This window comes from Bacterioplanes sp. CLAM21, assembly GCF_059641015.1.
The window spans coordinates 1,465,378-1,488,808 of sequence record NZ_CM184929.1 but is presented as its reverse complement, the minus strand read 5'-3'; the positions used below and the strand labels follow the sequence as shown (position 1 = coordinate 1,488,808).

Below are 23,431 nucleotides of genomic sequence, written 5' to 3'. Positions count from 1 at the left end.
TCGATTGCAGCAAACGCTTTTCATCATTTGCTGAATGAAACAAAAAACATGCCACATTAATTGTTAACGCGGGCGTGACCAGGGTGCATCCTGTGCATCCTGAGTCATAAATAACACCACCCGCCTATTTTGCCGCCGAGCATCGTCCGTTTGCTCAGCCACCATAGGGTGATAATGAGACAAGCCCATGGCCGCCATTCGCTGTGGTGCCACCCCGTATAACACCAAATTTTGTACCACCGATGCAGCCCTAAGCGCTGAAATTTCCCAGTTGGTTATCCCTCCCCGGGTAGGCGTATCATCAGCATGGCCTTGTACATTAATTGGATAAGGCCAGGGCCTTAACTCTTCCGCGATGCGCTGCATTAATGGCAAAGCTGTATCCCGGATTCGGGTTTCGCCAGGGGCAAACAGCAGATCGGCATTTAATGATACGGTAATCCAGTCTTTTTCCCCTTCCACTACTATATCGTCCGACTCAGGAATTAATTGAGCCACCTGGCGAATATCTGCCACCAGCGGCAATAATCCGCTGCCCTCATTTAACGGCGATGTGTAAGCAGGGGGTGGTTCAGTGTGCGGACGTGCGGGGGAAAACAGATGTTCAATGCGATCGCGAATAATTGCGCCCTCTTCTTCATCTATCAGCTCTACGGCATACATCATGATGAAAAAAGCGCAAAGCAGCGTCATATAGTCTGCATAGGAAACCAGCCAGCGATGATTATCAGCACCTTGTTTATGTGAACGACTCACAAGGTAATCCCCTGCAAGCGATACCTTAATATCGCCGGATTAACGCCGGCGCGGATGCAGCGTATTCCGACCAGCATGGCATGATAATATCGATTACGCTGTGCCAAGCCTTGCCGTAGGCGATTAGCAATGGGGATAACCACAATATTGGCGCTAGCTACGCCATAAAAAGTCGCCACAAATGCCGTCGCTATACCAGCGGCTAACATATCTGGCTCCTTGATGCTCGATAACACCTGCATTAAGCCCAATACCGCACCGACGATTCCCAGCGTTGGCAAGTAGCCTGCGAGTTGCTCCAGGTGGTCTACTAACTCATGGTCCCGTTCCGACAATGACTGCAGCTCAAGGGATAACGACTGTTCAATCATTTTATCGTCGTAGCCATCTGCCAACATGGTTAAGGCACGCTGAAGCAAAGCTTCAGACTCTGCCGACGCTAATTGCTCGAGGGCCAATACGCCGTCTTTACGCTGGGCATTGGCACATACGGTCAACTTGCTAATCAAAGCATCGGTAGAAAAAGCCGGAGGCAAAGCCAGCCAGGATAATAAAGAAATAAATGGGGACCAATGAGCCACTGGGATTTGTGCCAGTGTCGCTAAGCCTGCACCACCAAAAACAATCAGTGCAGCGGGCCCGTTCAATAACAGACTCCAGCGTCCACCTTCCAGAGAAAAACCGACCAGAACGGCCAACACCGCTAGCGCAATAATTGCCAGCGCCCAGCGATCCATCAGCCCAGCTCAGCAGACAGTCTGGGTCCGATGTCGGGAAGTGAAAGAACCTCATCCGATAGCCCTTCCTTGAACACCGCCATCGGCATGCCATAAATAACGCAGGTGGCTTCATCCTGCGTCCAAATCGTGGCGCCAACATCTTTTAATAAGCGCGCTCCTTCACGGCCATCGGCACCCATACCAGTGAGAACCATGGCCAAGGTTTTTTTACCGTAATGCTTCGCCGCGGACGCAAATGCGATATCCACACTAGGTCGATAATTGACTCGTTCATCACTTTCCCGAATGTGGATGGAGCCACCGTTACGTTTGTCGACCATTAACTGCATGCCACCCGGTGCCACGTAGACATGACCAGCTTGAATACGTTCACCATCTTCAGCTTCTTTCACCGATAAAGAGCTTAAGCGGTTTAGGCGCTCAGCAAAGGCTTTAGTAAAAGAGCCAGGCATATGCTGAATAATAATAATCGGAATACGAAAACCAGCAGGGATTGTTTTGAATAACGTCTGTAATGCCGCCGGACCACCCGTTGAAGTACCAATCATGACTAAATCTTTTGGCCCCACAGAACCTGTGCGTCTAACAGGGGCTGCTTTCGGTGCAGGCGGTGGCGCAGCAGCGGCTTGTCGGCGGCTACCAGCAACCGCTGCAATTTTATCGGTTAGTAACTGACGGATCTGAGCGCTATTTTTGGCAATGGCATCAAAGTTTTTGGGTAAAAAATCTAATGCTCCAGCTTCTAACGCATCCAGTGTCACCCTGGCACCTTCAAACGTCAGGGAGGAAAACATGAGTACCGGAACAGGCCGTGAGCCCATGATATTACGCACTGCGGTAATACCATCCATCACCGGCATTTCATAGTCCATCGTGATGACATCGGGCTTTAATTGTTCATTTTTATCAATGGCTTGGCGGCCATTATCTGCCACCCCCACAACTTCCATGCGAGGATCTGCGTTGATAATCTCAGACACCCGGCGCCGGAAAAATCCCGAATCGTCTACCACCAAGACACGTATGGTCATTGCTCAAACTACTCCCATCGGTTTAGGCGGCGCTCATGGTTTTTGTGGCATACCGTCCCAGCATGCTAGGAATATCCAAAATTAAAGCGATACGACCATCGCCGGTAATGGTCGCCCCCGCCATTCCTGCGGTGCCGTGCAGCATACGTCCCAGCGGTTTAATCACCACCTCTTCCTGCCCAATAAGCTGATCCACTACAAAACCAACCCGTTGAGTGCCAACAGACACCACCACCACATGAGCTGATTCATCGGCTTTAGAATATTCTTCACCTTTTATCAACCAGCGCTTTAAATGGAACAATGGAATGGGCTTTTCACGCACCACGACCACTTCTTGTCCATCAACAATGTTGGTTTGGGTCAGATCTAAGTGGAATATTTCGTTAACGCTGACCAAAGGAAAAGCAAATGCCTGATCTTTCAACATCACCATCAGGGTTGGCATGATAGCTAGGGTCAGCGGAACCTTGATGCGAATAGCAGTACCGCGTCCTAATTCAGAGTCGATATTAATGGTGCCATTCAGTTGGGTGATTTTGGTTTTCACCACATCCATACCCACACCGCGCCCAGACACATCAGAAATAGTTTCTTTAGTAGAAAAGCCCGGTGCAAAAATCAGGTTGTAACATTCGTTGGGGGTTAAGCGATCCGCTGCGTCCTGATCCATCAAGCCTTTTTCAACCGCCTTACGCCGCAAAACGTCGGCATCCATACCGCCGCCATCATCCTGAATGACCAACAGAATATGGTCGCCTTCCTGCTCAGCTGATAGCACGACAGTGCCGACCCGGGCTTTGCCTTTCTGCTCCCTTGCATCTGGCATTTCCACACCATGGTCGACCGCATTACGCACCAAATGCACCAGGGGATCAGCCAAGGCCTCAACCAGGTTTTTATCTAAGTCTGTCTCTTCGCCGCGCAGTTCAAGGTTAATTTCTTTTTTGAGTTGGCGAGCCAAATCTCGAACCACTCGAGGGAAGCGGCCAAACACTTTTTTAATCGGCTGCATCCGGGTCTTCATAACCGAGGTTTGCAGGTCTCCCGTTACCACATCTAAATTGGCAACCGCTCGGGACATGGACTCATCGGTACTTTCTAGCCCTAACCGCATTAAACGATTTCGAACCAGTACCAACTCGCCCACCATATTCATAATATCGTCCAGACGTTTGGTATCGACCCGAACAGTGGCTTCTGCCGCGGGCTGGTCACGCTCAGATTTTTTCGCTTCGGGCTTGGGTTCAGGTTTAGCTGCTGCCTTTTGTGGCGGTGGACTGCTCGCGGCAGGCTTAGGAGCAGCTGCCACAGGCTCAGGCTTGGGTGGCTCTGCTTTAGTTGGCTCCGGCGCACCGCCCTCAGTGGGAGACTTACCTTTGCCGTGCAAACGATCCAGCAGTTCTTCAAATTCCGAATCAGTAATTAAATCATCACCGCCAGCGGCTTCAGCCACCGGTTCAGGTTTGCTGGCGCTCACCTCTCCGCCAGCATCGTCGCCCGAAGCCGTCGCATGTTTGCCTTTGCCATGAATCTGATCGAGCAATGCCTCAAATTCGTCTTCGGTGATTTCATCGTCACTGTCACCATCTGCACTACCATCCACATCAAAAAAGTCATCGGCTGGTGCAGCAGCGGCAGCCGCTTCGGCAGGTGCAGCGTCCTCATCTAAGGCGTCTAATAACTGCTCAAATTCGTCGTCTGTAATATCACCCGAAGCCTCTGATGAATTGTCATTAGCTTGCGCAGCAGGTTCTGCTGCTGAAGGTTCAGGTTCTGGCTCCGCAGGCGCGGCAGCCGGTGTCTCTGATGCAGGTTTCGCCAGTTCGTGTAAACGCTCGATGAGACCAGGGTCAGCATCCTCTGGCATACTTCCGCCGCGTACGGCTTCAAACATATCGTTGACAGAATCCAGTGCCTGAAGCACCACATCCATCAAGTCAGAATCGACCCCACGCTGACCGTTGCGCAGCGTATCAAACACGTTTTCTGCTGCATGGCAGCAATCGACCAAGGCGTTAAGTTGTAAAAAGCCGGCACCGCCCTTTACGGTATGAAAACCACGGAAAATGCTGTTGAGCAGATCATGATCATCTGGGCGCTGCTCCAAATCAACCAGCTCCTCAGACAGGCTCTCAAGAATCTCTCCAGCCTCTACCAGAAAATCCTGGAGAATTTCTTCATCAGCATCGAAACTCATCCGTTGGCTCCTCTAAAAACCAAGACTGGATAACAAGTCGTCAACTTCATCCTGGTTACTCACCACATTTTCACTTGAAGTATTTATTTGCGGACCTTCCGGTGCGATATCTTGTCCTACTTCTACTTTGGGTTCCGGCTCTTCAGCAACAGGCTCAGGAGCTCCTGTTAAAGAATCCAAGGTGCCTGCCATAGCGACTAAGTCAACCAAGCGGTGTTCAACATCTTTTACCAAGGCAGCCACTTTATGAATAATCTGCCCCGTTAAGTCCTGAAAATCTTGTGCCAGCATTATTTCCGATAAATTGCCCTGGACCTGCTGACTGGTATCCTGGGTGTGCTGCAAAAAAACCATAATGTCTTTGGACAACTGACGAAACTCGTCTGGTTTAATTTCACGATTTAAAAAGCGCTGCCACTGCTCTGCCAGCTGCTGTGATTGCTGCTGAATATCGGAAATCTTTGGCACGCTCGCATCGACCAGATCCATGGTTTTATTGGCCGACTTATCCGTCATTTCCACGACATAGGTTAGTTTATCGGTCGTATCAGTAATTTCTGAACCAGCACCAATGGTATCAATGTTGAGATTCTTGATAGATTCGTGCACAGCACGAGTCAGTTTGCCCACTTCCTGATACAAGGTGCGATCGCGAATTTCGTTCAGTTTATTGACCACCGCAACAGCATCGCCAATGCGACCATTTTCCACCTCAGCGATCATCTGCTCTGCTAAGGTGCGAATCTCCTCCGTCACAGTGTCTTCAACAGACTGCGTGTTGCCATTTTCGGGATAATTGTCGGCCATGTGTCCGCCTATTTCCGTCAGCCTTCCACACGCTCAAAGATTTTGTCGATTTTTTCCTTGAGCACCGCCGCAGTGAATGGTTTCACCACATAGCCATTCACACCCGCTTGAGCCGCCGCCACAATTTGATCGCGCTTAGCTTCTGCGGTCACCATCAATACGGGCAGGGTTTTCAGCCTGTCGTCCGCTCGTACCTTTTGCAGTAGTTCCAAGCCCGTCATACCAGGCATGTTCCAGTCGGTCACCAGGAAGTCGAAATCACCAGACTGCAGCATCGGCAACGCTGTATTGCCATCATCCGCTTCTGAGGTATTGGTAAAGCCCAAATCCCGCAGCAGATTTTTTACGATGCGCCTCATTGTCGAAAAGTCATCCACAATGAGAATTTTCATGTTTTTATCCAAAACGACCTCCACTAAGTCGACTTTGCATATTCCAAGTCGTTCCTAAGGGTTATTGTAGACCGTGTCAGCGCTTTATCCATATGACCGTAACCAAGTGCTGACCGGCGCTGTAGATTAGTCTGACAGCCAATCGCCCAAGCGCCCACGCAGGCGGTGAGCTGCCTGGCTGTGCAGTTGGCTGACCCTAGATTCACTAACGCCCAATACGGCGCCAATTTCTTTCAAGTTCAGCTCTTCGTCATAATACAATGCCAACACTAGCTGCTCACGCTCTGGCAGCTGGGCAATGGCCTTGGCTAAATGCCGTTGGAAATGTTCCCGTTCGATGCCGTCTAGTACGTTAGTGGCCGGCCCATCCAGAGCAGAGGAATCACCACTTTGGGTCACCTCTTCATAACTGAACAGGCGACAACTGGCGCTGTCTTGCAAAATGGCATGGTAATCTTGCTGCGAAATGCCGAGATACTCGGCCACCTCAGCATCATCTGCATCACGCCCCTTGGCACTTTCGACCACTTTAATGGCTTCGGTAATACGGCGGGAGTTACGATGGACTGAACGAGGAGCCCAATCACCGCGACGGATTTCATCCAACATGGCACCGCGGATGCGAATGCCAGCATAGGTTTCGAAGCTGGCGCCTTTACTGCCATCGTACTTACGTGCAGCTTCCAGCAGACCAATCATGCCGGCCTGTAACAGGTCATCCAGTTGCACGCTGTCAGGCAAGCGCCCTAACAGGTGATGGGCAATGCGTTTAACCAACCCGGCGTGTTCACGCACTAACTGGTCGGCTTCATGCTTCTGTATGTCTGAATACACCAGGCAACTTCCCGCTGACACGGATCAGGCTCCTGCTTCTTGCACCAGCCGATCAACAAAGAATTCCAAATGTCCACGAGGGGTGGACGGTAGTGGCCAAGCATCTACTTTTTTAGCCAATGCTTTAAACGCCAGCGCCGCTTTTGAGCGAGGATAGGCATCGACTACGGCTTTTTGCCGCTGCACCGCTCGGCGTACGGCATCATCTTGCGGTACCGAGCCAACGTACTGCATGGCAATATCTAAGAATCGGTCTGTCACTTTAGTAAGCTTGCCAAACAGCACATTGCCTTCTTGCGGGGACTTGACCATGTTGGCCACCACACGAAAACGAAACACGCCATAGTCTCGGTTTAGCAGTTTTATTTGCGCATAGGCATCGGTAATCGAAGTCGGCTCATCCGTCACCACCACAATGACCTCTTGGGCGGCACGAACAAAGCTCATGACGGTATCTGAGATGCCGGCGGCTGTGTCGATGACTAGTACATCAATGTCATCACCAATGTCACTGAACGCCTGTATCAGTCCAGCATGTTCCATCGTGTTCAGCTGCGATAGCCGCTGTGTGCCAGACGATGCAGGTACGATTCGAATGCCCCCAGGGCCACGTACCATGATGTCCCTAAGCTCGCACTCACCTTTCAACACATCTTCAATCGTGCGATTGGCATTCACCCCGAGCAAAATATCGATGTTCGCCAACCCAAGGTCAGCATCAAGCAGTACCACCCGTCGACCGATTTCGGCCAGCGCAATGGAAAGATTAACCGAGACGTTGCTCTTACCAACGCCACCTTTGCCGCCAGTGACGGCGATGACTTGTACCGGATGCTTCGCCATAAACAGCTGTCGCTCCTTGTTATCAATGTGGCCAGATTAGCGGGATGCCGCTGCCGCTTCGGGCGCCCGCCAGCGGGTTCTTGCCATGCGCGCCATTTGCTCAGCCAAACGCACCAACTTGCCCGCTTCTGGCAGGTGCAGATCGTCCGGAATATGTGGACCATCGGTCACCAACGTTAGAGGTAAGCGGGTTAGGGCAGCCACGCTCATGGCTGGCCCGAGGCAAAAACACTCATCCAGTTTGGTAAAAATACAGCCGCTCAATGCGACGGATTTAAAGTGCTCGTAGTTTTCCTGCAAACACCGCCCCTGACTGGTCAAAGGCAAAACCAGCAGTTTATTCACCGCCTTGCCACAGTCTTTAAGCATAGACAATTGCTCGTTGAAATGCGGGTCCTGGCTGGCCAGCCCAGCACTGTCGATTAATACCAGCTTGGCTTTCGCCGTTTTCTTTAACAGCTCTGGTAAGCTGCCATCTTGCGGCGCCCGCAGCCATTTTACCGATAGCAATTTGGCAAAGGTTTTCAATTGATCATGGGCCGCAATGCGATAGTTATCGAGGGTAATCAACACCACTGATTCAGGGCCATGGCGGATCACAAACTGCGCTGCCATCTTGCCGATGGTGGTGGTTTTACCAGCACCAGTTGGGCCTAATAAGGCAAAGCGCCCGCCCTGTTCGAGCCAGCTAAGACCTTGCACAGGTAAGTCTGCTTCCATAAACCTCAGCGCCTGTCGCCAACTGTCGTCGACGTTACCGTCAGCACCAACGCGACTGACTAATCGATCGGACCATGCTGGCTCCAAGCCGACATCCTGACAGCGCTGCCATAGCTGCGACTGTTGCCAGGTTAGCGGGCGATCACTGTCCCAAGGGCTGCCTTGATGACTGACCAGCCAGTTCTTAAGCTCTTTCAGCTCACCGCTCATGCGCTGCAGTTCAACGTCGTTTTCTTTCGCCCTTGGCTGAGAAAATTGCTCGCGTACCGATTGCTCTCGCCGCCGTTGGGCTATTTCCGAGGTATCACTGTGCGGTCGCAGCTGCTGGCGTGTCTGCTCCAGTTCACGCTGTAAATTGAGCTGGCGTTCGACTTCGGCTTCGGCCTGGGCATCACCGGACTGATAGTCGGTGGCGGCAACCACTTCAAACCCCTGCTCCACTTTTTTGCTCGATAAAATAACGGCATCGCTACCCAACTCGTTGGATACCTGCCGCAATGCTTGCTGCATATTGTCTGCGGTGATGCGTTTTACTTTCATGAGCTCAGGCCTATGTCAGTTAGCCGTTCTGGCCGCCAACGGTGGCGACTATGGTAATACTCTTGTTGTCCGGAATTTCCTGGTACGACAATACGTGCAATTGCTCCAGACTATTGCGAACAAAAGCAGCCATGCTAGCCCGCAGTTGCGTCGTAACGAGTAACACTGCTGGGCGTCCCGCCATCTCTTGGTTTTGTACTGCCTCGGCCAGTGACCGCTGCAGGCTGTCTGCCATATTGGGCTCCAGCACCAAACCCGTTGGAGAAGTGGGCTGATTGCTTTGCTGTACTGTTTTAAGCAACAACTGTTCCAATGAAGGATCCAGCGTCATCACCGGCAGCTCATCCTCATTACCAAAGATGTTCTGCACTATCATGCGTGCCAGGGCCAGGCGAGCAACCGAGGTTAAAGCGGCGATATCTTGACTCTGGCCGGGGTAATTCGCCAAAGACTCGGCGATTGAACGCAGATCCCGAATCGGCACCTGTTCACGCAGCAAATTCTGCAGCACCGTCAGCAGCTGACTGATACTCACGGTATTGGGCACCAGCTCTTCGGCCAATTTAGGCGAGGTCTTGGCCAGCATATCCACCAGCTGCTGCACATCTTCGTGACCCAACAGTTCATGGGCATGGCGCTGCAGCTTCTGATTGATGTGAGTGGCTACCACAGTACTGGCGTCGACCACGGTATAACCCAATGTTTGCGCTTTATCTTTCTGACCGGCATCAATCCAGTAGGCTTCCAAACCAAACGCCGGGTCTTGGGTAGCGATGCCATCAATCTTGCCAAACACCTGTCCGGGATTAATGGCCAGCTCACGTTCCGGGTGAATTTCTGCCTCGGCTAACGTCACCCCCATCAGGGTCACACGATACTGATTGGGCAATAAATCTAAATTGTCGCGAATATGAACCGACGGCATTAAAAAGCCCAAATCCTGCGACAATTTTCGCCGTACGCCTTTAATCCGACTGAGCAGCTGGCCGCCCTGATTTTTATCCACCAGGGGGATCAAGCGATAGCCCACTTCCAGCCCCACCCGGTCAACGGGTTCAACATCATCCCAGCCGAGTTCTTTCACTTCCATTTGCTGCAGTGCTGCCTGAGCCTTTTCTTGTGGAGCCGCCAAGGCTTTGCCGGTCGAAGCATCGGCACTGGTATCTGCACCAGCGCTGCTAGAGCCAAAGCGACGGGCGATTTTATCCCCCAACGCCCCTCCCTCTTTGCGCCAGTGAATCCAGTAAGCGACAACACCCGCAATCAAGGCAGCGGACAAAAACACCGTATGCGGCATGCCCGGAACTATGCCCATTAAAAACATCAGCCCAGCCGATACCCCCAGCGCCCGTGAGGAGGCAAACATTTGGCCAAAGACCTGCTGACCCATGTCTTCGTCAGTGCCATTACGAGTCACCATAATCGCAGTGGCAGTCGACAGCAGTAACGATGGAATTTGTGCCACCAGACCATCACCAATGGCTAGCAAGGTATAGGCTTCAACGGCACTAGAGAGGGTCAAGTCGTGCTGGCCCATGCCGATGGCAAAACCACCCACGATATTGATGATTAAGATTAAAATGCCGGCCACGGCATCGCCTTTAACAAACTTACTGGCACCGTCCATAGCACCATAAAAATCAGCTTCAGCGGCAATTTCAGCACGCCGGGTTTTAGCCGAGTCAGCATCGATCAAACCGGCGTTCAAATCGGCATCAATGGCCATTTGCTTACCCGGCATGGCATCCAGGGTAAAACGCGCGGTCACTTCCGACACCCGGCCTGCACCTTTGGTCACCACTACAAAGTTGATAATGACCAGGATCATAAACACCACCAAACCAACGGCGTAGTTGCCGCCAATCAGCACTTCACCAAAGGCTTCAATCACTTTACCTGCTGCAGCACCACCTTCATGGCCGTTGAGTAACACCACACGTGTACTGGCAACATTCAAAGCCAGACGCAGCAAAGTGGCGACCAGCAAGATGGTAGGGAAAATGGCAAAGTCGAGCGGCCGCCGGGCGTATACGCTGACCAGCAGCACCACCACAGACAAGGCAATGTTAAAGGTAAAAAAGGTATCCAATAAAAATGGCGGCAAAGGCAGGGTCATCATGCCCAGCAATACCAATAGCATCAGCGGGATGGCCAGGCTGGCATTGCTCAACGCGCCAAAGATTGAGCGAACTTGATTACGAACCGTTGCGGAAGCTGCTGCCATGGACGCACCGTCAAAAAAACAACTGATGACGGTCTCCTGCAAAAACCTTTCCTATTTACTTCAGTGCTGTGGATTTCCGTCGGGATCTACTTTCAAATCACGTGGAATCGGCATCTCCGGTTTACGCTCAGGCTTAGGTCCACGCCCTTTGGCATACATGTCCATCTGGTAGATGTAGGCTAATACTTGCGCAACCGCGACGTACAGACCCTCTGGGATTTCATCGCCTACCTTGCCATGGGCATACAGCGCTCTGGCCAGAGGCGGGGCCTGCATCCTTGGCACATTATGCTCACGGGCAATCTCCTGAATTTTTTGGGCCACCTGATCGGTGCCCTTAGCCAGCATAATAGGAGCTGTCATGGCGTCGGCTGCATACTTAAGCGCCACGGCGTAGTGGGTCGGGTTAGTGATCACCACATCGGCATCGGGCACGTCGGCCATCATGCGTCTTTGTGCCACCTCACGCTGCAATTGCCGAATCTTGGCTTTTACTTCGGGTTTGCCCTCGGTTTCTTTGTATTCGTCTTTGATTTCCTGCATCGACATACGCAGCTTCTTGGTATGGCTATAAATCTGCCAAGGCACGTCGGCAATGGCGATCACCAGAGTCGACAAACACAGCACCAATACACTCCATAAAATGATATCAACAGAGCCCTTAACCGCAGGCTCTAAGGATTTACGCTGCAAATTCATCGATTCTTCGAAGAAGAAAGTCAGTACCAGCCAGGCCACGGTTCCTACCACCAACACCTTAGCCCACGCCTTAATCAGCTCAACCAGCGAGTTGAGAGAAAACATCCGTTTCAACCCTTTTAAAGGGTCAAGACGATCAAGCTTAGGCGTGATGGCTTTGCTGGAGAATAACCAGCCACCAATGCCCAATGGGCCAGCAAAGGCTGCAATCAGCACCAACACCATCCAAGGAGCTAGTGCATAAATGGCGTCTTGCAACGAAGCGCCTAAATGCCGTCCCAGTGCACTGGTATCAAAAGCGGCAGAGCGCTCAACATCAAAGCCATAGCGTGCTATGCCGTTCATGTAATCGGCCATCCAAGGGCCGAAGGCGATCAACCCTGCCGCACCGATGACCAGCACCATAGTGGTTGCTAGCTCTTTCGAACGTGGCACCTGGCCTTCTTCTCGGGCCTTTTCCAATCGCCTGGAGGTGGGTTCCTCGGATTTTTCCTGACCGCTGTCTTCTTCTGCCATATCAGCCTCGGGTCAGTTTTTTTAGAAATTCAAACATGGCTTCCATTTGAAAATGAAAACCCTGCGCCATCTCTCCAATATTGAGCCACATAATAAACAGGCCAACGATCATGGTGACGGGAAAACCAAGTGCAAAAATATTGAGCTGCGGCGCAGCCCGAGTCATCACACCAAAGGCCAAGTTAACAATCAGCAAGGAGGTCAATGCTGGCAAAGCTATAACAACGGCAGCGGCAAACATCCAACCGCTCCACTCGACTATCATGCCAAAATCAGCCGCTTCCAAGCCGTCAAATCCAACCGGTAAGGTGTGAAAGCTATCAGCTAAAATCTCCAGCATAATGAGGTGACCATCCAGCGCTAAAAACACCATGCTCACCATAAACAAAAACCATTGGCTGATAACCACCACCGAAGCCCCCTGGCTGGGATCGACGGTAGTAGCGATACCTAAGCCCGTTTGCATAGCAATCAGCTGACCGGCAATCACATAAACCTGGGTCACCAGCTCAATAACAAATCCCATGGCAATTCCAATCAACAGCTGCTGAGCAACAATCAACATAGAAGCCAAAGACAAGGCATCAACTTTAGGCATCGGAGGCAAGAGGGGGGTAAGCACTAGGGAGACCATCAAGGCCAAAAAAATACGAATACGTTGCGGTACCATACGCGTACCGATCAACGGCATCACCATCAATAGGCCAGATACACGGGCGAACGGATACAAATAGCGGCTGATCCAATGCCCTACTTCCAATGACTCCAGTTCAAACACACGGCTATCCGATGATGTAAATAATATTGGTATAAATATCGCGACTAAAATCTAGCACGGCACTGACCGCCCAAGGGCCAAACCCTATCATCGCCAGTAGGGTCACCACTAACCGTGGCAAAAAGCTTAAGGTTTGCTCGTTTATCTGAGTCGCGGCCTGAAAGGTACTTACAATCAAACCAATAATCAGACTAGGAACAATCATGATCACAACAATCATCAGCACCAAATACAAAGCATGAGAAAACAAATCACCAATTTCTGCAGCGTTCATAGTCTCTCCTACACAGTGCCAAAACTGTTTGCCAGCGTTCCCATCACCAGAGCCCATCCATCGATTAAAACAAACAGCATAATTTTGAACGGAAGAGAGATGATGATAGGTGACAACATCATCATACCCATTGCCATTAAGATACTGGCCACCACCAAGTCAATAATCAGAAAGGGAATAAACAGCAAAAAACCGATTTGAAAAGCCGTCTTTAATTCACTGGTCACAAAGGCCGGAATAAGAATATGCAGTGGTGTTTCCTCAGCACTGGCAATATCCTCACGCCCACTGATTCGAATAAACAACTGCAGGTCGTTTTCACGTGTCTGCGCCAGCATAAACTCATGAATCGGAACCGTTGCTCTCTGTAGTGCATCGGCAGGCGTTATTTGCTCATTGATATAGGGCTGCAATGCTTCGGCATTAATCACACGAAACACCGGCATCATGATAAACAAAGTAAGAAATAGACTTAGCCCTAACAAGATCTGATTAGAAGGCGTTTGCTGCAAACCAATTGCCTGGCGCAAGATGGCCAGAACCACAATAATGCGAGTGAAGGAGGTCATCATGATTAACAGTGCCGGCAATACCGACAGCAGCGTCATGATGACTAGAATCTGGAAGGTAACCGAATATTGACCACCTGTATCGGTGGCCTCATAAACGATGGCGGGAACTCCCAAAAATGCTTTGTTAGCCTCTTCAGCCAAGGTAGGAAGAGGCAACAGCAAAACAACCAGGAAACTCAGCAGTAGCCAATTTCTCATGTATGAATGGCCTTCTTTAGCACCTCAGAGAATGAACTCGCTGAAGTCGAAGGTTCACTGACCACAGGCTCATCAAACTCTGCCAGTGCGGTAATTTGATGTGCAGTAATACCCAACAGAATTTGCTTTTCTCCGACCTGTACTAACGCTAAGCGCTCTTTAACGCCCAAGGATAACGTTGCCACTGGCCGAATGGCCTGGTTACCAGACATAGGCCTGATTACTCGTGCTTTTGTCGCCAACCAAGCAAACAGAAAAATCATGCCGATCGTTAATAATAAGAACATGGCTACGGTACCTGCCGAAGAAGCCACATCCGGTCCTTTAGTCACACCCTCTTCCGCCAACACCCACACAGGAAAAAAAGAGAGTATCAGAGCCTTAACGCAAGCGTTGAATACGTTCACTTTGACTGACCACATCCGTTAGCCGTATACCAAACTTATCATTCACCATGACCACCTCGCCGTGAGCAATCAAGGTCCCGTTTACCATCACATCCAAAGGCTCGCCCGCCAACCGATCTAATTCGACGACAGAACCTTGATTCAGTTGTAACAAATTTCGAATCGGTATTTGTGTGCTACCCACTTCCATTGAGATGCGCACCGGAATATCGAGAATGACATCCAGTTCTGGCCCATCGCCGCTCACGGTTCTTGGTTGACCTTCATCCTGTAAAACATCCAAGGGGGCAGGTTCGACGCCGTCCGTGTCGTCACTGGCGCTGGCTTCTTCCTGCATCGCCGCGGCCCAGTCGTCTTCCACACTGGAATCACCATCGTCACCACTTTCTGCCATGGCTGCGGCCCATTCATCCGCCAGCGCAGCCTCATCTTCTCCGGCCTCTTCAATGCCGTTGGCAACGGATTCAGCCAATTCATCAGGGTTTACTGACTCTTCTGGATTTACCGATTCATCTGGGCTTACATCATTTTCTTCATCAGCCATAACCTTCTCCTGCTAACGAGACTTTTGACGGTGAACCTGGTCGATGACTTTCACCGCCAAATTGTCGTCAGATATACCGAGCTTACCTAGAAACACCGGGATTCCATTTGCTTGTAGGATGAAGTAGTCGGGCATTTCTATCGGGATAACATCACCTGCTTTAAGCTCCGCTACTTCACGTAAAGTGATGTCACGCTCTACTAAGGTGCCGTGAATGGGCACCTTGGCTTCTAAAATATCTTCTCGCAATGATTGCATCCAACGCTCATCGACGTCGTCAATATCACTTTGCACACCTGCATCCAAAACTTCCCTCATAGGTTCAATCATGGAATAAGGAATGGTCAGATGAAAATCACCACCACCACCGTCCAACTCAACATGAAAGGTGTTTACAACCACCACTTCACTGGGGCTAACAATGTTAGCCATGGCGGGGTTGACTTCAGAGCCAACGTACTCAAATTCGAGTTTGCAGACCGGTGCCCAGGCTTCAATCATGTCACTAAAGATTTGATTTAACACAATCTGAACGACACGAACCTCTGTCGGTGTAAATTCCCGTCCTTCGATTTTTGCATGGCGACCATCGCCACCAAAAAAGTTATCTACCAATTTGAACACCAACTTGGCATCCATAATAAATAACGCCGTACCACGTAGTGGTCGCATCTTCACCAAATTAAGGCTGGTAGGCACGTAGAGGGTATGAACGTATTCACCAAACTTCATAATTTGCACGCCACCCGATGCAACATCGGCACTGCGGCGTAGAAAATTGAACATGCTAATGCGCATATAACGAGCAAAGCGCTCGTTAATCATTTCTAGCGTTGGCATCCGACCGCGAACAATACGGTCGTTGCTGGTCAGGTCATAGGATTTGACACCGGTTGCATCTATGTCGTCTTCTGGCTCGATATCGCCATCGTCGACGCCATGCAATAACGCATCAATTTCGTCTTGTGACAGTAAATCTTGCACTGGGCTTTCCTACTGCATCACATAATTAGTAAACAGCACAGCCTCTACGCCACCTGTGCCACTTTCCCTTTGAACCAGCATCTCCAAATGTTCTGTCAGGGCTAACTGCAATGACCTACGCCCTTCTGCAGTTCGCAGTTGCTCAAAATCCTGCTCACTGATGATCCGAATAATGTCATTGCGGATCATAGGTTCATGCAGTGACAAGGTATCAACGACGGTTTGCTGACGCGTCATTACTTGCAAACTTAATTGCAAATACCTCTGCCTAGGGCCTACCTGGAAGCTAATAACAAACTCGGGTTTTAAAATTACATACATCGCAGGCCCAAGTGGCTCTTCGACCACTTCTTCTGCCACCGCTTCACCGGTGTCTCCGTCTTCCGCCGCTTCTTCATCGCCTCCCATAAGGAAGAACAACGTTCCCCCCACAGCTGCGGCAACCAGAATTATCACCAGCAGGATGATAATGATGAGTTTCTTTTTACCCCCCTTTTTTTCTTCACTTACTGGGGCGTCATCAAGTTTGAGATCTTGCTCTGCGGCCATAAACATTCTCTCCTGTCATGCATACTAGGAAGCAATCCACGTGCCACCCAAAAGTGTCAACAAAACGACACCTCGACAGGAGTTTAGTAGTTCACTAGCGAGTAAGCAGAAAAAAGCGCTACCAGTGTGCTGTTTGAGTTTTTCCCCAGCGTTGAAGATGGGCGCAAGGCCATCAATTTTTGTCCTACATTACGTTAGTTGTACTACACCTATTAGCCTTTACAGCGACTGACCTGCAAAGCGTCAATAGGATTGATGAATGGTCATTAAAAAGGTAGGGAAAAGAATGCTCGCTTAGAGTCAGCGAGCATGTATATTCGGCTAGGCAAAGGTATCCAACAAAGCATCTGAGCGTGCTGTCGTCGGTTGTGTGCTTACTTGACCGTCTTGCTGCAGCGATTGATCACCCTCTTCGCTGGCTGATCCACCAGAGCCTGAATATTGCTGCTGTTGTGCCTGCTGCTGACTTTGCTCTGCAACATCAAATCCTGCCAGAGCTAAGCCATTGTCCGCCAACGCTTCACGCAGGCGATGAGCATTGGCTTCCAGCGCATCACGCACCTGAGGATTTTGTACTTGAACCTGAACCGTCGTTTGATCCTGCTGAACTTGGAGACGAATTTCCATGCTGCCTAATTCAGGTGGATCCAACTGAATTCGCGCATGTTGAATATCGTCTTGCACCATAGTCAGAATACGCCCTCCCAACGCGGTACCCCACGTTTGTCGGTCAGATCCTAATTCCAATCGATCACGTAATCTCTCTTCACCACGCACTTGCTGAAGCTCACGCTTCTCTTGCAGTTCAAATGCTTCCTCCGTGATCGGGTTACTTGGCTCCACAGAATCATTCGCTATGTTGCTGGCCACCGTCACAGCCTGTGCGCCCATATTCATCGTAGCGGCCGGCGGCTTGTTATCAACCGTGGTAACAGTGCTTTGATTGCTCGGCATAACACGCTCAGACAAAGAACTATCGGCATCGAGCACGGTTGTCTTTTCTGTGGTTATTTGAACGTCAGAAGGCTGATCAGTATCAATAGCCGACTCTATGACAGGGGAGGAATCTTTGCTCAACGCATTGTTTACCATGTCACGCTGACTGCTCTTGCCAGTGTTATGCAAAGGAGGTCTGCTATTAACCGCCGTAACATTTGCCGGCACTTGTGGCTCCGCTAAGACTGGGCCAATAGCCGCTTTTTCTATATCTGATGTCTCAGTTTGAATGCCCGCGATATCTGCCAAAGCCGTATCGCTTACTGGCGAACTTTGCTCGGCCGGGGTATTCACCGGAACGTCAGTCGCACTCCACTCAGCAGTTGATAATTGTTCCCGGCGCTGCGGTCGCTCCGGTGATATCGAAGTGTTAGCTAAGACGGCTACTGGGCTGGGAGTGTCTGTGTTCGCACGCAACTCTTCGCCATACTGCACTTGCTGTAATAAATCCGACACTTCCACCGGCAAAGGCTGACCCGGTTGCGGCATCACTTCACCTTCTAACCCAGGCGGCTGTTGCAACACTTGCTGTAACTGCAACCAATCTTGTTCCGTCCAGCTAGGCATATCACTCGTGTCTAAGCCAGCCTGCTGCAGCGAAACGGGTAAATCTTCAAGCTGCAGTCCAGAGAGCTTAAGTTGATCAAACAAACGGGAAAATTCACTATCCGTCGCCACTAAGGTATCGATGAAGGAGCCTTCTGACTGTAACGACAGGGAACCGCCTAACGACATTAATAAACTATTTAGCCCTGTTCCAGATCCGCCTGATTGCATCATTTCTGTTTCTCCTGTACCACCAGCCACTCGGTGTATCAGGAAATCAGCAAGTTCCAGGCCAAACTTCTAAGGTCAGTCCACCATTGCTTGCAACAGCATACGCACTTGCTGGTACTCGTATTCAATGGCGGTCAACTGGTCGAATGCAGACTCTAGCGCCTGATCACGCCCGGCCTTTTCTAGTTCAAAACATAAGTTGGCCAAAACCTGGGCACTCACATTGCTGCTAGCTCCTTTAAAGCTATGCGCTAACTCTCTCACTGTTGTTGAGTCTTGGCGATCAATGGCTTGCCGCAGCAGCGGCAAGCGTTCGTCCGAATCACGAATATAGACATTCACCAGGTCGGGAAACTCATCGTCCATAACTTCTTGCAGTATGAGCAAAGCTTCCTGATCGAAATGGCTGGCAACTTCGCTCATATCACACTCTCCGTAGATGAGGGTGAGGCCAGCAAATTTCTGCTTCTACCTGATTGCCACAACCTTTGTAGACCAGGCGTTCACAAATGTTATTTAACAATGGAATACCTCTACCTGCATATTGGCAGTCACTTGTTTGCTGGCTTTTGTTTAGCGGAGGTAATGATTGATAATCGAACCCTGGGCCACTGTCTTCAAACTCTAAAATAAGTCGCCCCTGACGACCGTCACCATCATGGCGCATCCTGACTTCAACATAACCTTCGGTGAGCTGTTGCAACTTTTGTTCACGTTGGCGGTAATATTCCATAAACCCTTGTGGACCGGTTTTAAGGCTCGAGTCTAATCCCAGCACACCGTGTTCGAAGGCGTTGGAAAACAGCTCAGCCATGACAGTATGAAGCTCTCCACCCATCACTCTAAGCCCTGGCACTTCCATCAGGATATGCATTAACAATGGCAAAGGATTAAAATGACGTAAGGTATGAGGCTCCATGCGGTAACTCATTTGCCAATCAACGGGTCCTGCCACTGGGCCTGACTGCAGGTCAGGCAGATACGCTTCAAGTGCCTGTTCTTCCGTCATTTGCAATTCAATTAGCGTCGTATCATCGTCACGCTGGCTACCTTCTAAAAATTGATCCAGCGCCGCATGAATTCCGTCAAAAATTTGCTCGACACAAGTACTTTCATTAAATACATGGGTTAAACGCTCCTCACCAAACATATCACCCTGAGCATTACGCGCTTCTAATATGCCATCGGACCACATCAACAAGCGATCTCCGACCTCCATGGGATAGTCTTGCATACCGTCATTAAACTGTTCATTGCTGAGCACGCCCAACGGCAGATTAGACGATTTAAGAATTTGACGATCCCCGCCTTTGGCGCGCAGTAACACACAATCTGGAACACCGCCCATCCATACTGCGGCATTGCCTCGTTCAAAATCCAGATCAACAACGGCGGCACAACAGAAAAATCCGACCGGTAGAATTCCTTTTAGTTTCAGGTTTATTTCGCGCAACACATCTCGCAGAGCAAAACCTTTAGCCGTCATGCCATAAAAAATCTCGGCCATTGGCATGGCGCCAATCGCCGCGGGTAAGCCATGTCCTGTAAAGTCCCCCAACAACACATGCATGCCACCGCCAGGCTTGCGAGCGGCCAACAACACATCACCGTTGAAAATAGATAAAGGGGATACGGTATAGCGAATATTTGGGGCGGATAAGCAGCCAGCATGCGCCACGTTATCAAACACCGCTTTAGCTACATGCTGCTCGTGCAGTAAATGCTCGTTATTGCTGGCAATGGTATCGCGTTGCTGCTGCAGGGTCTGATGCATGTCCCGCATGCGTGAGAAAGATTTGATCTTAGCTTGCAGTATTACGTTGTTGTAAGGCTTGCTGAGAAAGTCGTCTCCGCCGGATTCAAGACAATCAGCAAGACTTTGTGCATCGGTAAGGGATGTTAAAAAGATAAGAGGTACTAGCTCTTCGCCCGCCAGCGCCTTAATTTTGCGAGCCGCTTCTCGACCGTCCATCTGCGGCATCATGACATCCATAAGCACCATTTCTGGACGATGTTGCTCAAAGGCGGCGACGGCTTCCATACCGTTGCTGGCTTCGATCACTTGGTGCCCCTGATTACGAACAATACGACTCAACACCATTCGATCAGTGCTGTTATCGTCGGCAATCAGAATACGTATGCCTTCCCTAGACATAAAAATTACTGAATAGCGAACAGCTGTTCAAAATTGGAGATCGTCAATATTTTGCGCACATCTTGATTACAGTTCACGATACTGACATCAGCACTATCACCACCGGCATGATCGCGAAGCAATAACAACATACCGAGAGCCGAGCTATCGAGATAGGAGGTCCCTCCGAGATCAACGACAAAACGTTGTGGATCCGTTTCCTGGCTTTCATACGCATCGCGAAACTCTTGGTGTGCACTAAAGTCAAAGCGCCCATCCACCTTAATGGTGAGCTCCTGACCATTCCCTGAGAGAGAAGCCGTTACTGTCATTCATCCATCCTCCAGTCGGGTTATACAACAGTTTTAGCACAAGCGTCAGGTTTGTCACTGTTTACTGGCAGCGAGTGTCAACATTCTGCTGGCTACCTCAGACAAAGGAACGATATGTTGAGCGGCTCCAACAGCAACAACAGCCCCGGGCATTCCCCAAACCACACTGGACGCTTCGTCCTGAACCAATGTCGTCGCACCTTGTTGCTGCAGTCTAAGCATGGCGTCGGCACCATCATTTCCCATGCCTGTTAGCATAACGGCTACCAGCTTATTGGCAGGCATTACAGAGGCGATACTGTCGAACATAACGCTGACTGATGGACGATGATGATTTACCTTCTCGCTTGCGTTTAACTTGCACACAACTTGGCCACTTTTTTGCGCAAACTGCAAGTGATGGTCGCCTTGGGCAATAATGACGCGCCCAGGTAACACCTCAAGCCCTTCCTCTGCTTCACACACTTCCAGCTCCAACGAATGGTTTAAACGCATCGCAAAGGAGCGACTAAACACCGGCGGAATATGCTGAGTGATGAGAATAGGAGGGCAATGTTTAGGCACTGTCATCAACACTTCCTTGACTGCCTCAGTGCCGCCTGTCGAAGAGCCAATAACGATCCAACGACTATAACTTTGCACCGGAGCCACTTGGGCCCGACGTTGCTGTATTTTTTCCACATCCAAAGGGCGTACTTTAGCGTTGGCAGCCACCAGAATTTTTGCTGCTAGCTGTTTGGCGAAACGTTGAAATGCTGCTTCATTCTTGATTTGTGGTTTGGCGATGTAGTCAACCGCACCCAATTCGAGGGCATCTAAGGTTTCTGGTGCTCCTTGATCAGTCAGTGACGACACCATCACAACGGGCATAGGCTTTAAACGCATCAAGTTTTTCAAAAACTGAAGCCCCGTCATACGCGGCATTTCAACATCTAAGGTCAATACATCTGGTCGTAATTGCTTGATTTTGTCACGAGCAATAAAGGGATCTGCAGCCGTCCCTATAACTTCGATTCCGTCAGCTTCTTCCAGCAAGGTAGTCAACAGCTGGCGCATAAGGGGTGAATCATCAATAACCAGTACACGAACTAATTTTGTCATCAGAACAAGTCCACACTACCGCTAGCCGATTCATTTGAGCTAACCGTACGCTGGTATTCGCGCTCCCGCTGAAGCAATACATCATTTTTCATTTGTTTGATGCGTCTGACTTTTACAGCGCCGGTATCAGGAAAGTAGAGCACCTTCCTTGCCACAGAATTACCAACGTCGGATGCAGCTACTGTTAAACCTTCACGTGCCAAGTAGTCGTAGGCAAACAGAATATTTCGCTGTCCAACATCACTCATGGACGCAATCATCTGGCCACCACCAAACAGCTTTACCTCTAGGTTTTGGCGACTTCCACCACGCTTAAGAATTTCATTAATCAGATATTCCATCGCCCAATTGCCGTAACGGGAGGCATGGGTCAGTGGGTCTCCGCCCCATTGGGTCGTCGAATGCTCACCTTGCTCTGGCAGCATAAAATGATTCATACCGCCAATACCACGTTTCGAATCTCTGACACATGCTGAGATGCACGATCCCAATAAGGTTACTATCATCTCGCCGTTAGTTGACACATAGAACTCTCCGGGTAGGATCTTGGCTGCCCACACCTTCAGCTCCGCATCCCAGTAACGATTTACATGTTCAAATCCACGCGCAACGGCAGGTTGAATGGGACGCTCACTGACAGGCGGATGCATTAGGCTATCTTCCTATATATGGTGTGCCCCAAGGACTCAAATCGCTGAGTTATGCCATGCAAATTTTCTGAATGACCGATAAATAAGTGCCCGCCGGTTGGCAGTAAATCCGCATAACGATCAAACAATTGCCGCTGCGTATCTTTATTAAAATAGATCACTACATTGCGACAAAAAATGGCGTCGAAGGGACCATTAATGGGCCACGACCTGAGCAGATTAAGCCGTTTAAAGTAGACCATCTTACGAATGCTTTCTTTTACCTGGATCTCTGATGACGGTAGTACATCAAAGTATCGGGAGCGTAGATCATCGGACAGGTTTTCTATAGCACCGGCCGGGTAAATACCTTGCCTGCCCGTATCAAGCACATTGGAATCCAGATCCGTAGCCAGTAACTTGCAATCCCAACTGGCCGGCATTCCTGCTTGCTTGAGAGAAATCGCAATCGAATAAACCTCCTGCCCAATCGAGCAACCCGCTGACCATATGCGCAAACGCCGTTCTCTGGGCGCATGCTTAATTAACTCTGGCAACCACTTTTGTTGAATAAATTGGAAATGATGAGGCTCTCGAAAGAACGAAGTAAGATTGGTCGTCAACGCATTGACGAAGTCGCTCATTTCTTCATCGGTATTGGCTTTAAAATAATCCAAATACTGACGAAAGCTGCGAAACCCACGGTGACGAATGCGGCGTGCAATTCGACCGTAAACCATATCTTTTTTGTGCTCAGCCAGCACAATCCCAGTATGCTCCAGCGCCAGAGAGGCGATTTCTGAGAAATCGCCTTCTGTCATCACGAATTCACGATCTGCACCTGCTGTGCTCAT

At 50.1% G+C, this 23,431-nt stretch carries 25 protein-coding genes; all 25 read right to left on the bottom strand.

Going from position 1 to position 23,431, the window contains the following annotated elements:
* Nucleotides 1-63: 63 nt before the first annotated feature.
* The 25 genes from AC55FS_RS06990 to AC55FS_RS06870 all read right to left on the bottom strand — a co-directional run bounded on the left by AC55FS_RS06990 (nucleotide 64) and on the right by AC55FS_RS06870 (nucleotide 23,431).
* The gene (locus tag AC55FS_RS06990; RefSeq protein WP_496935356.1) at nucleotides 64-756 is read right to left on the bottom strand and encodes an OmpA family protein; all 693 of its coding nucleotides are present in this window, start codon (nucleotides 754-756) and stop codon (nucleotides 64-66) included.
* Nucleotides 753-1,493: a motility protein A gene (locus tag AC55FS_RS06985; RefSeq protein WP_496935355.1), complete on the bottom strand. Its 741-nt coding sequence runs from the start codon at nucleotides 1,491-1,493 to the stop codon at nucleotides 753-755. The genes AC55FS_RS06990 and AC55FS_RS06985 overlap by 4 nt, the downstream gene beginning before the upstream one ends.
* Nucleotides 1,493-2,527, bottom strand: coding sequence for a protein-glutamate methylesterase/protein-glutamine glutaminase (locus tag AC55FS_RS06980; RefSeq protein WP_496935354.1), 1,035 nt, complete (start codon nucleotides 2,525-2,527; stop codon nucleotides 1,493-1,495). Before AC55FS_RS06980 ends, AC55FS_RS06985 begins: the two co-directional genes overlap by 1 nt.
* Before the next feature lie 22 nt (nucleotides 2,528-2,549).
* A complete protein-coding gene (locus AC55FS_RS06975) occupies nucleotides 2,550-4,727 on the bottom strand; it encodes a chemotaxis protein CheA (protein ID WP_496935353.1) in 2,178 nt (725 codons plus the stop codon).
* Nucleotides 4,728-4,739: 12 nt separating this feature from the next.
* Entirely contained in the window at nucleotides 4,740-5,534 is a 795-nt protein-coding gene (locus AC55FS_RS06970; RefSeq protein ID WP_496935352.1) for a protein phosphatase CheZ, read from the bottom strand.
* A 17-nt stretch (nucleotides 5,535-5,551) separates the two neighbouring features.
* Entirely contained in the window at nucleotides 5,552-5,926 is a 375-nt protein-coding gene (gene cheY / locus AC55FS_RS06965; RefSeq protein ID WP_496935954.1) for a chemotaxis response regulator CheY, read from the bottom strand.
* 126 nt (nucleotides 5,927-6,052) lie between these two features.
* Nucleotides 6,053-6,760: an RNA polymerase sigma factor FliA gene (locus AC55FS_RS06960; RefSeq protein WP_496935953.1), complete on the bottom strand. Its 708-nt coding sequence runs from the start codon at nucleotides 6,758-6,760 to the stop codon at nucleotides 6,053-6,055.
* A 24-nt stretch (nucleotides 6,761-6,784) separates the two neighbouring features.
* On the bottom strand, nucleotides 6,785-7,603 hold the full coding sequence (locus AC55FS_RS06955; RefSeq protein ID WP_496935351.1) for a MinD/ParA family protein: 819 nt from the start codon (nucleotides 7,601-7,603) through the stop codon (nucleotides 6,785-6,787).
* 36 nt (nucleotides 7,604-7,639) lie between these two features.
* On the bottom strand, nucleotides 7,640-8,863 hold the full coding sequence (gene flhF / locus AC55FS_RS06950) for a flagellar biosynthesis GTPase FlhF (RefSeq protein WP_496935350.1): 1,224 nt from the start codon (nucleotides 8,861-8,863) through the stop codon (nucleotides 7,640-7,642).
* A gap of 19 nt (nucleotides 8,864-8,882) precedes the next feature.
* Nucleotides 8,883-11,087 carry a flagellar biosynthesis protein FlhA gene (flhA, locus tag AC55FS_RS06945; protein WP_496935349.1) on the bottom strand — a complete coding sequence of 735 codons (2,205 nt, stop codon included), beginning with the start codon at nucleotides 11,085-11,087 and terminating at the stop codon, nucleotides 8,883-8,885.
* 60 nt (nucleotides 11,088-11,147) lie between these two features.
* Complete coding sequence (flhB, locus tag AC55FS_RS06940; RefSeq protein ID WP_496935348.1) at nucleotides 11,148-12,302, bottom strand: flagellar biosynthesis protein FlhB; 1,155 nt, start codon at nucleotides 12,300-12,302, stop codon at nucleotides 11,148-11,150.
* A gap of 1 nt (nucleotide 12,303) precedes the next feature.
* Nucleotides 12,304-13,080 (bottom strand): flagellar biosynthetic protein FliR, encoded by a 777-nt coding sequence (gene fliR / locus AC55FS_RS06935; RefSeq protein WP_496935347.1) that lies wholly within the window; start codon nucleotides 13,078-13,080, stop codon nucleotides 12,304-12,306.
* A 4-nt stretch (nucleotides 13,081-13,084) separates the two neighbouring features.
* Nucleotides 13,085-13,354 carry a flagellar biosynthetic protein FliQ gene (locus AC55FS_RS06930; RefSeq protein ID WP_496935346.1) on the bottom strand — a complete coding sequence of 90 codons (270 nt, stop codon included), beginning with the start codon at nucleotides 13,352-13,354 and terminating at the stop codon, nucleotides 13,085-13,087.
* A gap of 8 nt (nucleotides 13,355-13,362) precedes the next feature.
* Nucleotides 13,363-14,124 carry a flagellar type III secretion system pore protein FliP gene (fliP, locus tag AC55FS_RS06925; RefSeq protein WP_496935345.1) on the bottom strand — a complete coding sequence of 254 codons (762 nt, stop codon included), beginning with the start codon at nucleotides 14,122-14,124 and terminating at the stop codon, nucleotides 13,363-13,365.
* A complete protein-coding gene (gene fliO / locus AC55FS_RS06920; RefSeq protein WP_496935344.1) occupies nucleotides 14,121-14,456 on the bottom strand; it encodes a flagellar biosynthetic protein FliO in 336 nt (111 codons plus the stop codon). Before fliO ends, fliP begins: the two co-directional genes overlap by 4 nt.
* Before the next feature lie 49 nt (nucleotides 14,457-14,505).
* Nucleotides 14,506-15,075: a flagellar motor switch protein FliN gene (gene fliN, locus AC55FS_RS06915; RefSeq protein ID WP_496935343.1), complete on the bottom strand. Its 570-nt coding sequence runs from the start codon at nucleotides 15,073-15,075 to the stop codon at nucleotides 14,506-14,508.
* A gap of 12 nt (nucleotides 15,076-15,087) precedes the next feature.
* Nucleotides 15,088-16,059 (bottom strand): flagellar motor switch protein FliM, encoded by a 972-nt coding sequence (gene fliM / locus AC55FS_RS06910; RefSeq protein WP_496935342.1) that lies wholly within the window; start codon nucleotides 16,057-16,059, stop codon nucleotides 15,088-15,090.
* A gap of 9 nt (nucleotides 16,060-16,068) precedes the next feature.
* Nucleotides 16,069-16,608, bottom strand: a complete 540-nt coding sequence (locus AC55FS_RS06905; protein ID WP_496935341.1) for a flagellar basal body-associated FliL family protein — start codon at nucleotides 16,606-16,608, stop codon at nucleotides 16,069-16,071.
* A 321-nt stretch (nucleotides 16,609-16,929) separates the two neighbouring features.
* A complete protein-coding gene (locus AC55FS_RS06900) occupies nucleotides 16,930-18,384 on the bottom strand; it encodes a flagellar hook-length control protein FliK (protein ID WP_496935340.1) in 1,455 nt (484 codons plus the stop codon).
* A 72-nt stretch (nucleotides 18,385-18,456) separates the two neighbouring features.
* A complete protein-coding gene (locus AC55FS_RS06895; RefSeq protein WP_496935339.1) occupies nucleotides 18,457-18,804 on the bottom strand; it encodes an Hpt domain-containing protein in 348 nt (115 codons plus the stop codon).
* 1 nt (nucleotide 18,805) lies between these two features.
* Nucleotides 18,806-20,536: a SpoIIE family protein phosphatase gene (locus AC55FS_RS06890; protein WP_496935338.1), complete on the bottom strand. Its 1,731-nt coding sequence runs from the start codon at nucleotides 20,534-20,536 to the stop codon at nucleotides 18,806-18,808.
* A gap of 5 nt (nucleotides 20,537-20,541) precedes the next feature.
* Nucleotides 20,542-20,847, bottom strand: coding sequence for an STAS domain-containing protein (locus AC55FS_RS06885; protein ID WP_496935337.1), 306 nt, complete (start codon nucleotides 20,845-20,847; stop codon nucleotides 20,542-20,544).
* A 54-nt stretch (nucleotides 20,848-20,901) separates the two neighbouring features.
* Nucleotides 20,902-21,948, bottom strand: a complete 1,047-nt coding sequence (locus tag AC55FS_RS06880; protein WP_496935336.1) for a protein-glutamate methylesterase/protein-glutamine glutaminase — start codon at nucleotides 21,946-21,948, stop codon at nucleotides 20,902-20,904.
* A complete protein-coding gene (cheD, locus tag AC55FS_RS06875; protein ID WP_496935335.1) occupies nucleotides 21,948-22,598 on the bottom strand; it encodes a chemoreceptor glutamine deamidase CheD in 651 nt (216 codons plus the stop codon). Before cheD ends, AC55FS_RS06880 begins: the two co-directional genes overlap by 1 nt.
* Nucleotides 22,598-23,431, bottom strand: a complete 834-nt coding sequence (locus AC55FS_RS06870; protein ID WP_496935334.1) for a CheR family methyltransferase — start codon at nucleotides 23,429-23,431, stop codon at nucleotides 22,598-22,600. Before AC55FS_RS06870 ends, cheD begins: the two co-directional genes overlap by 1 nt.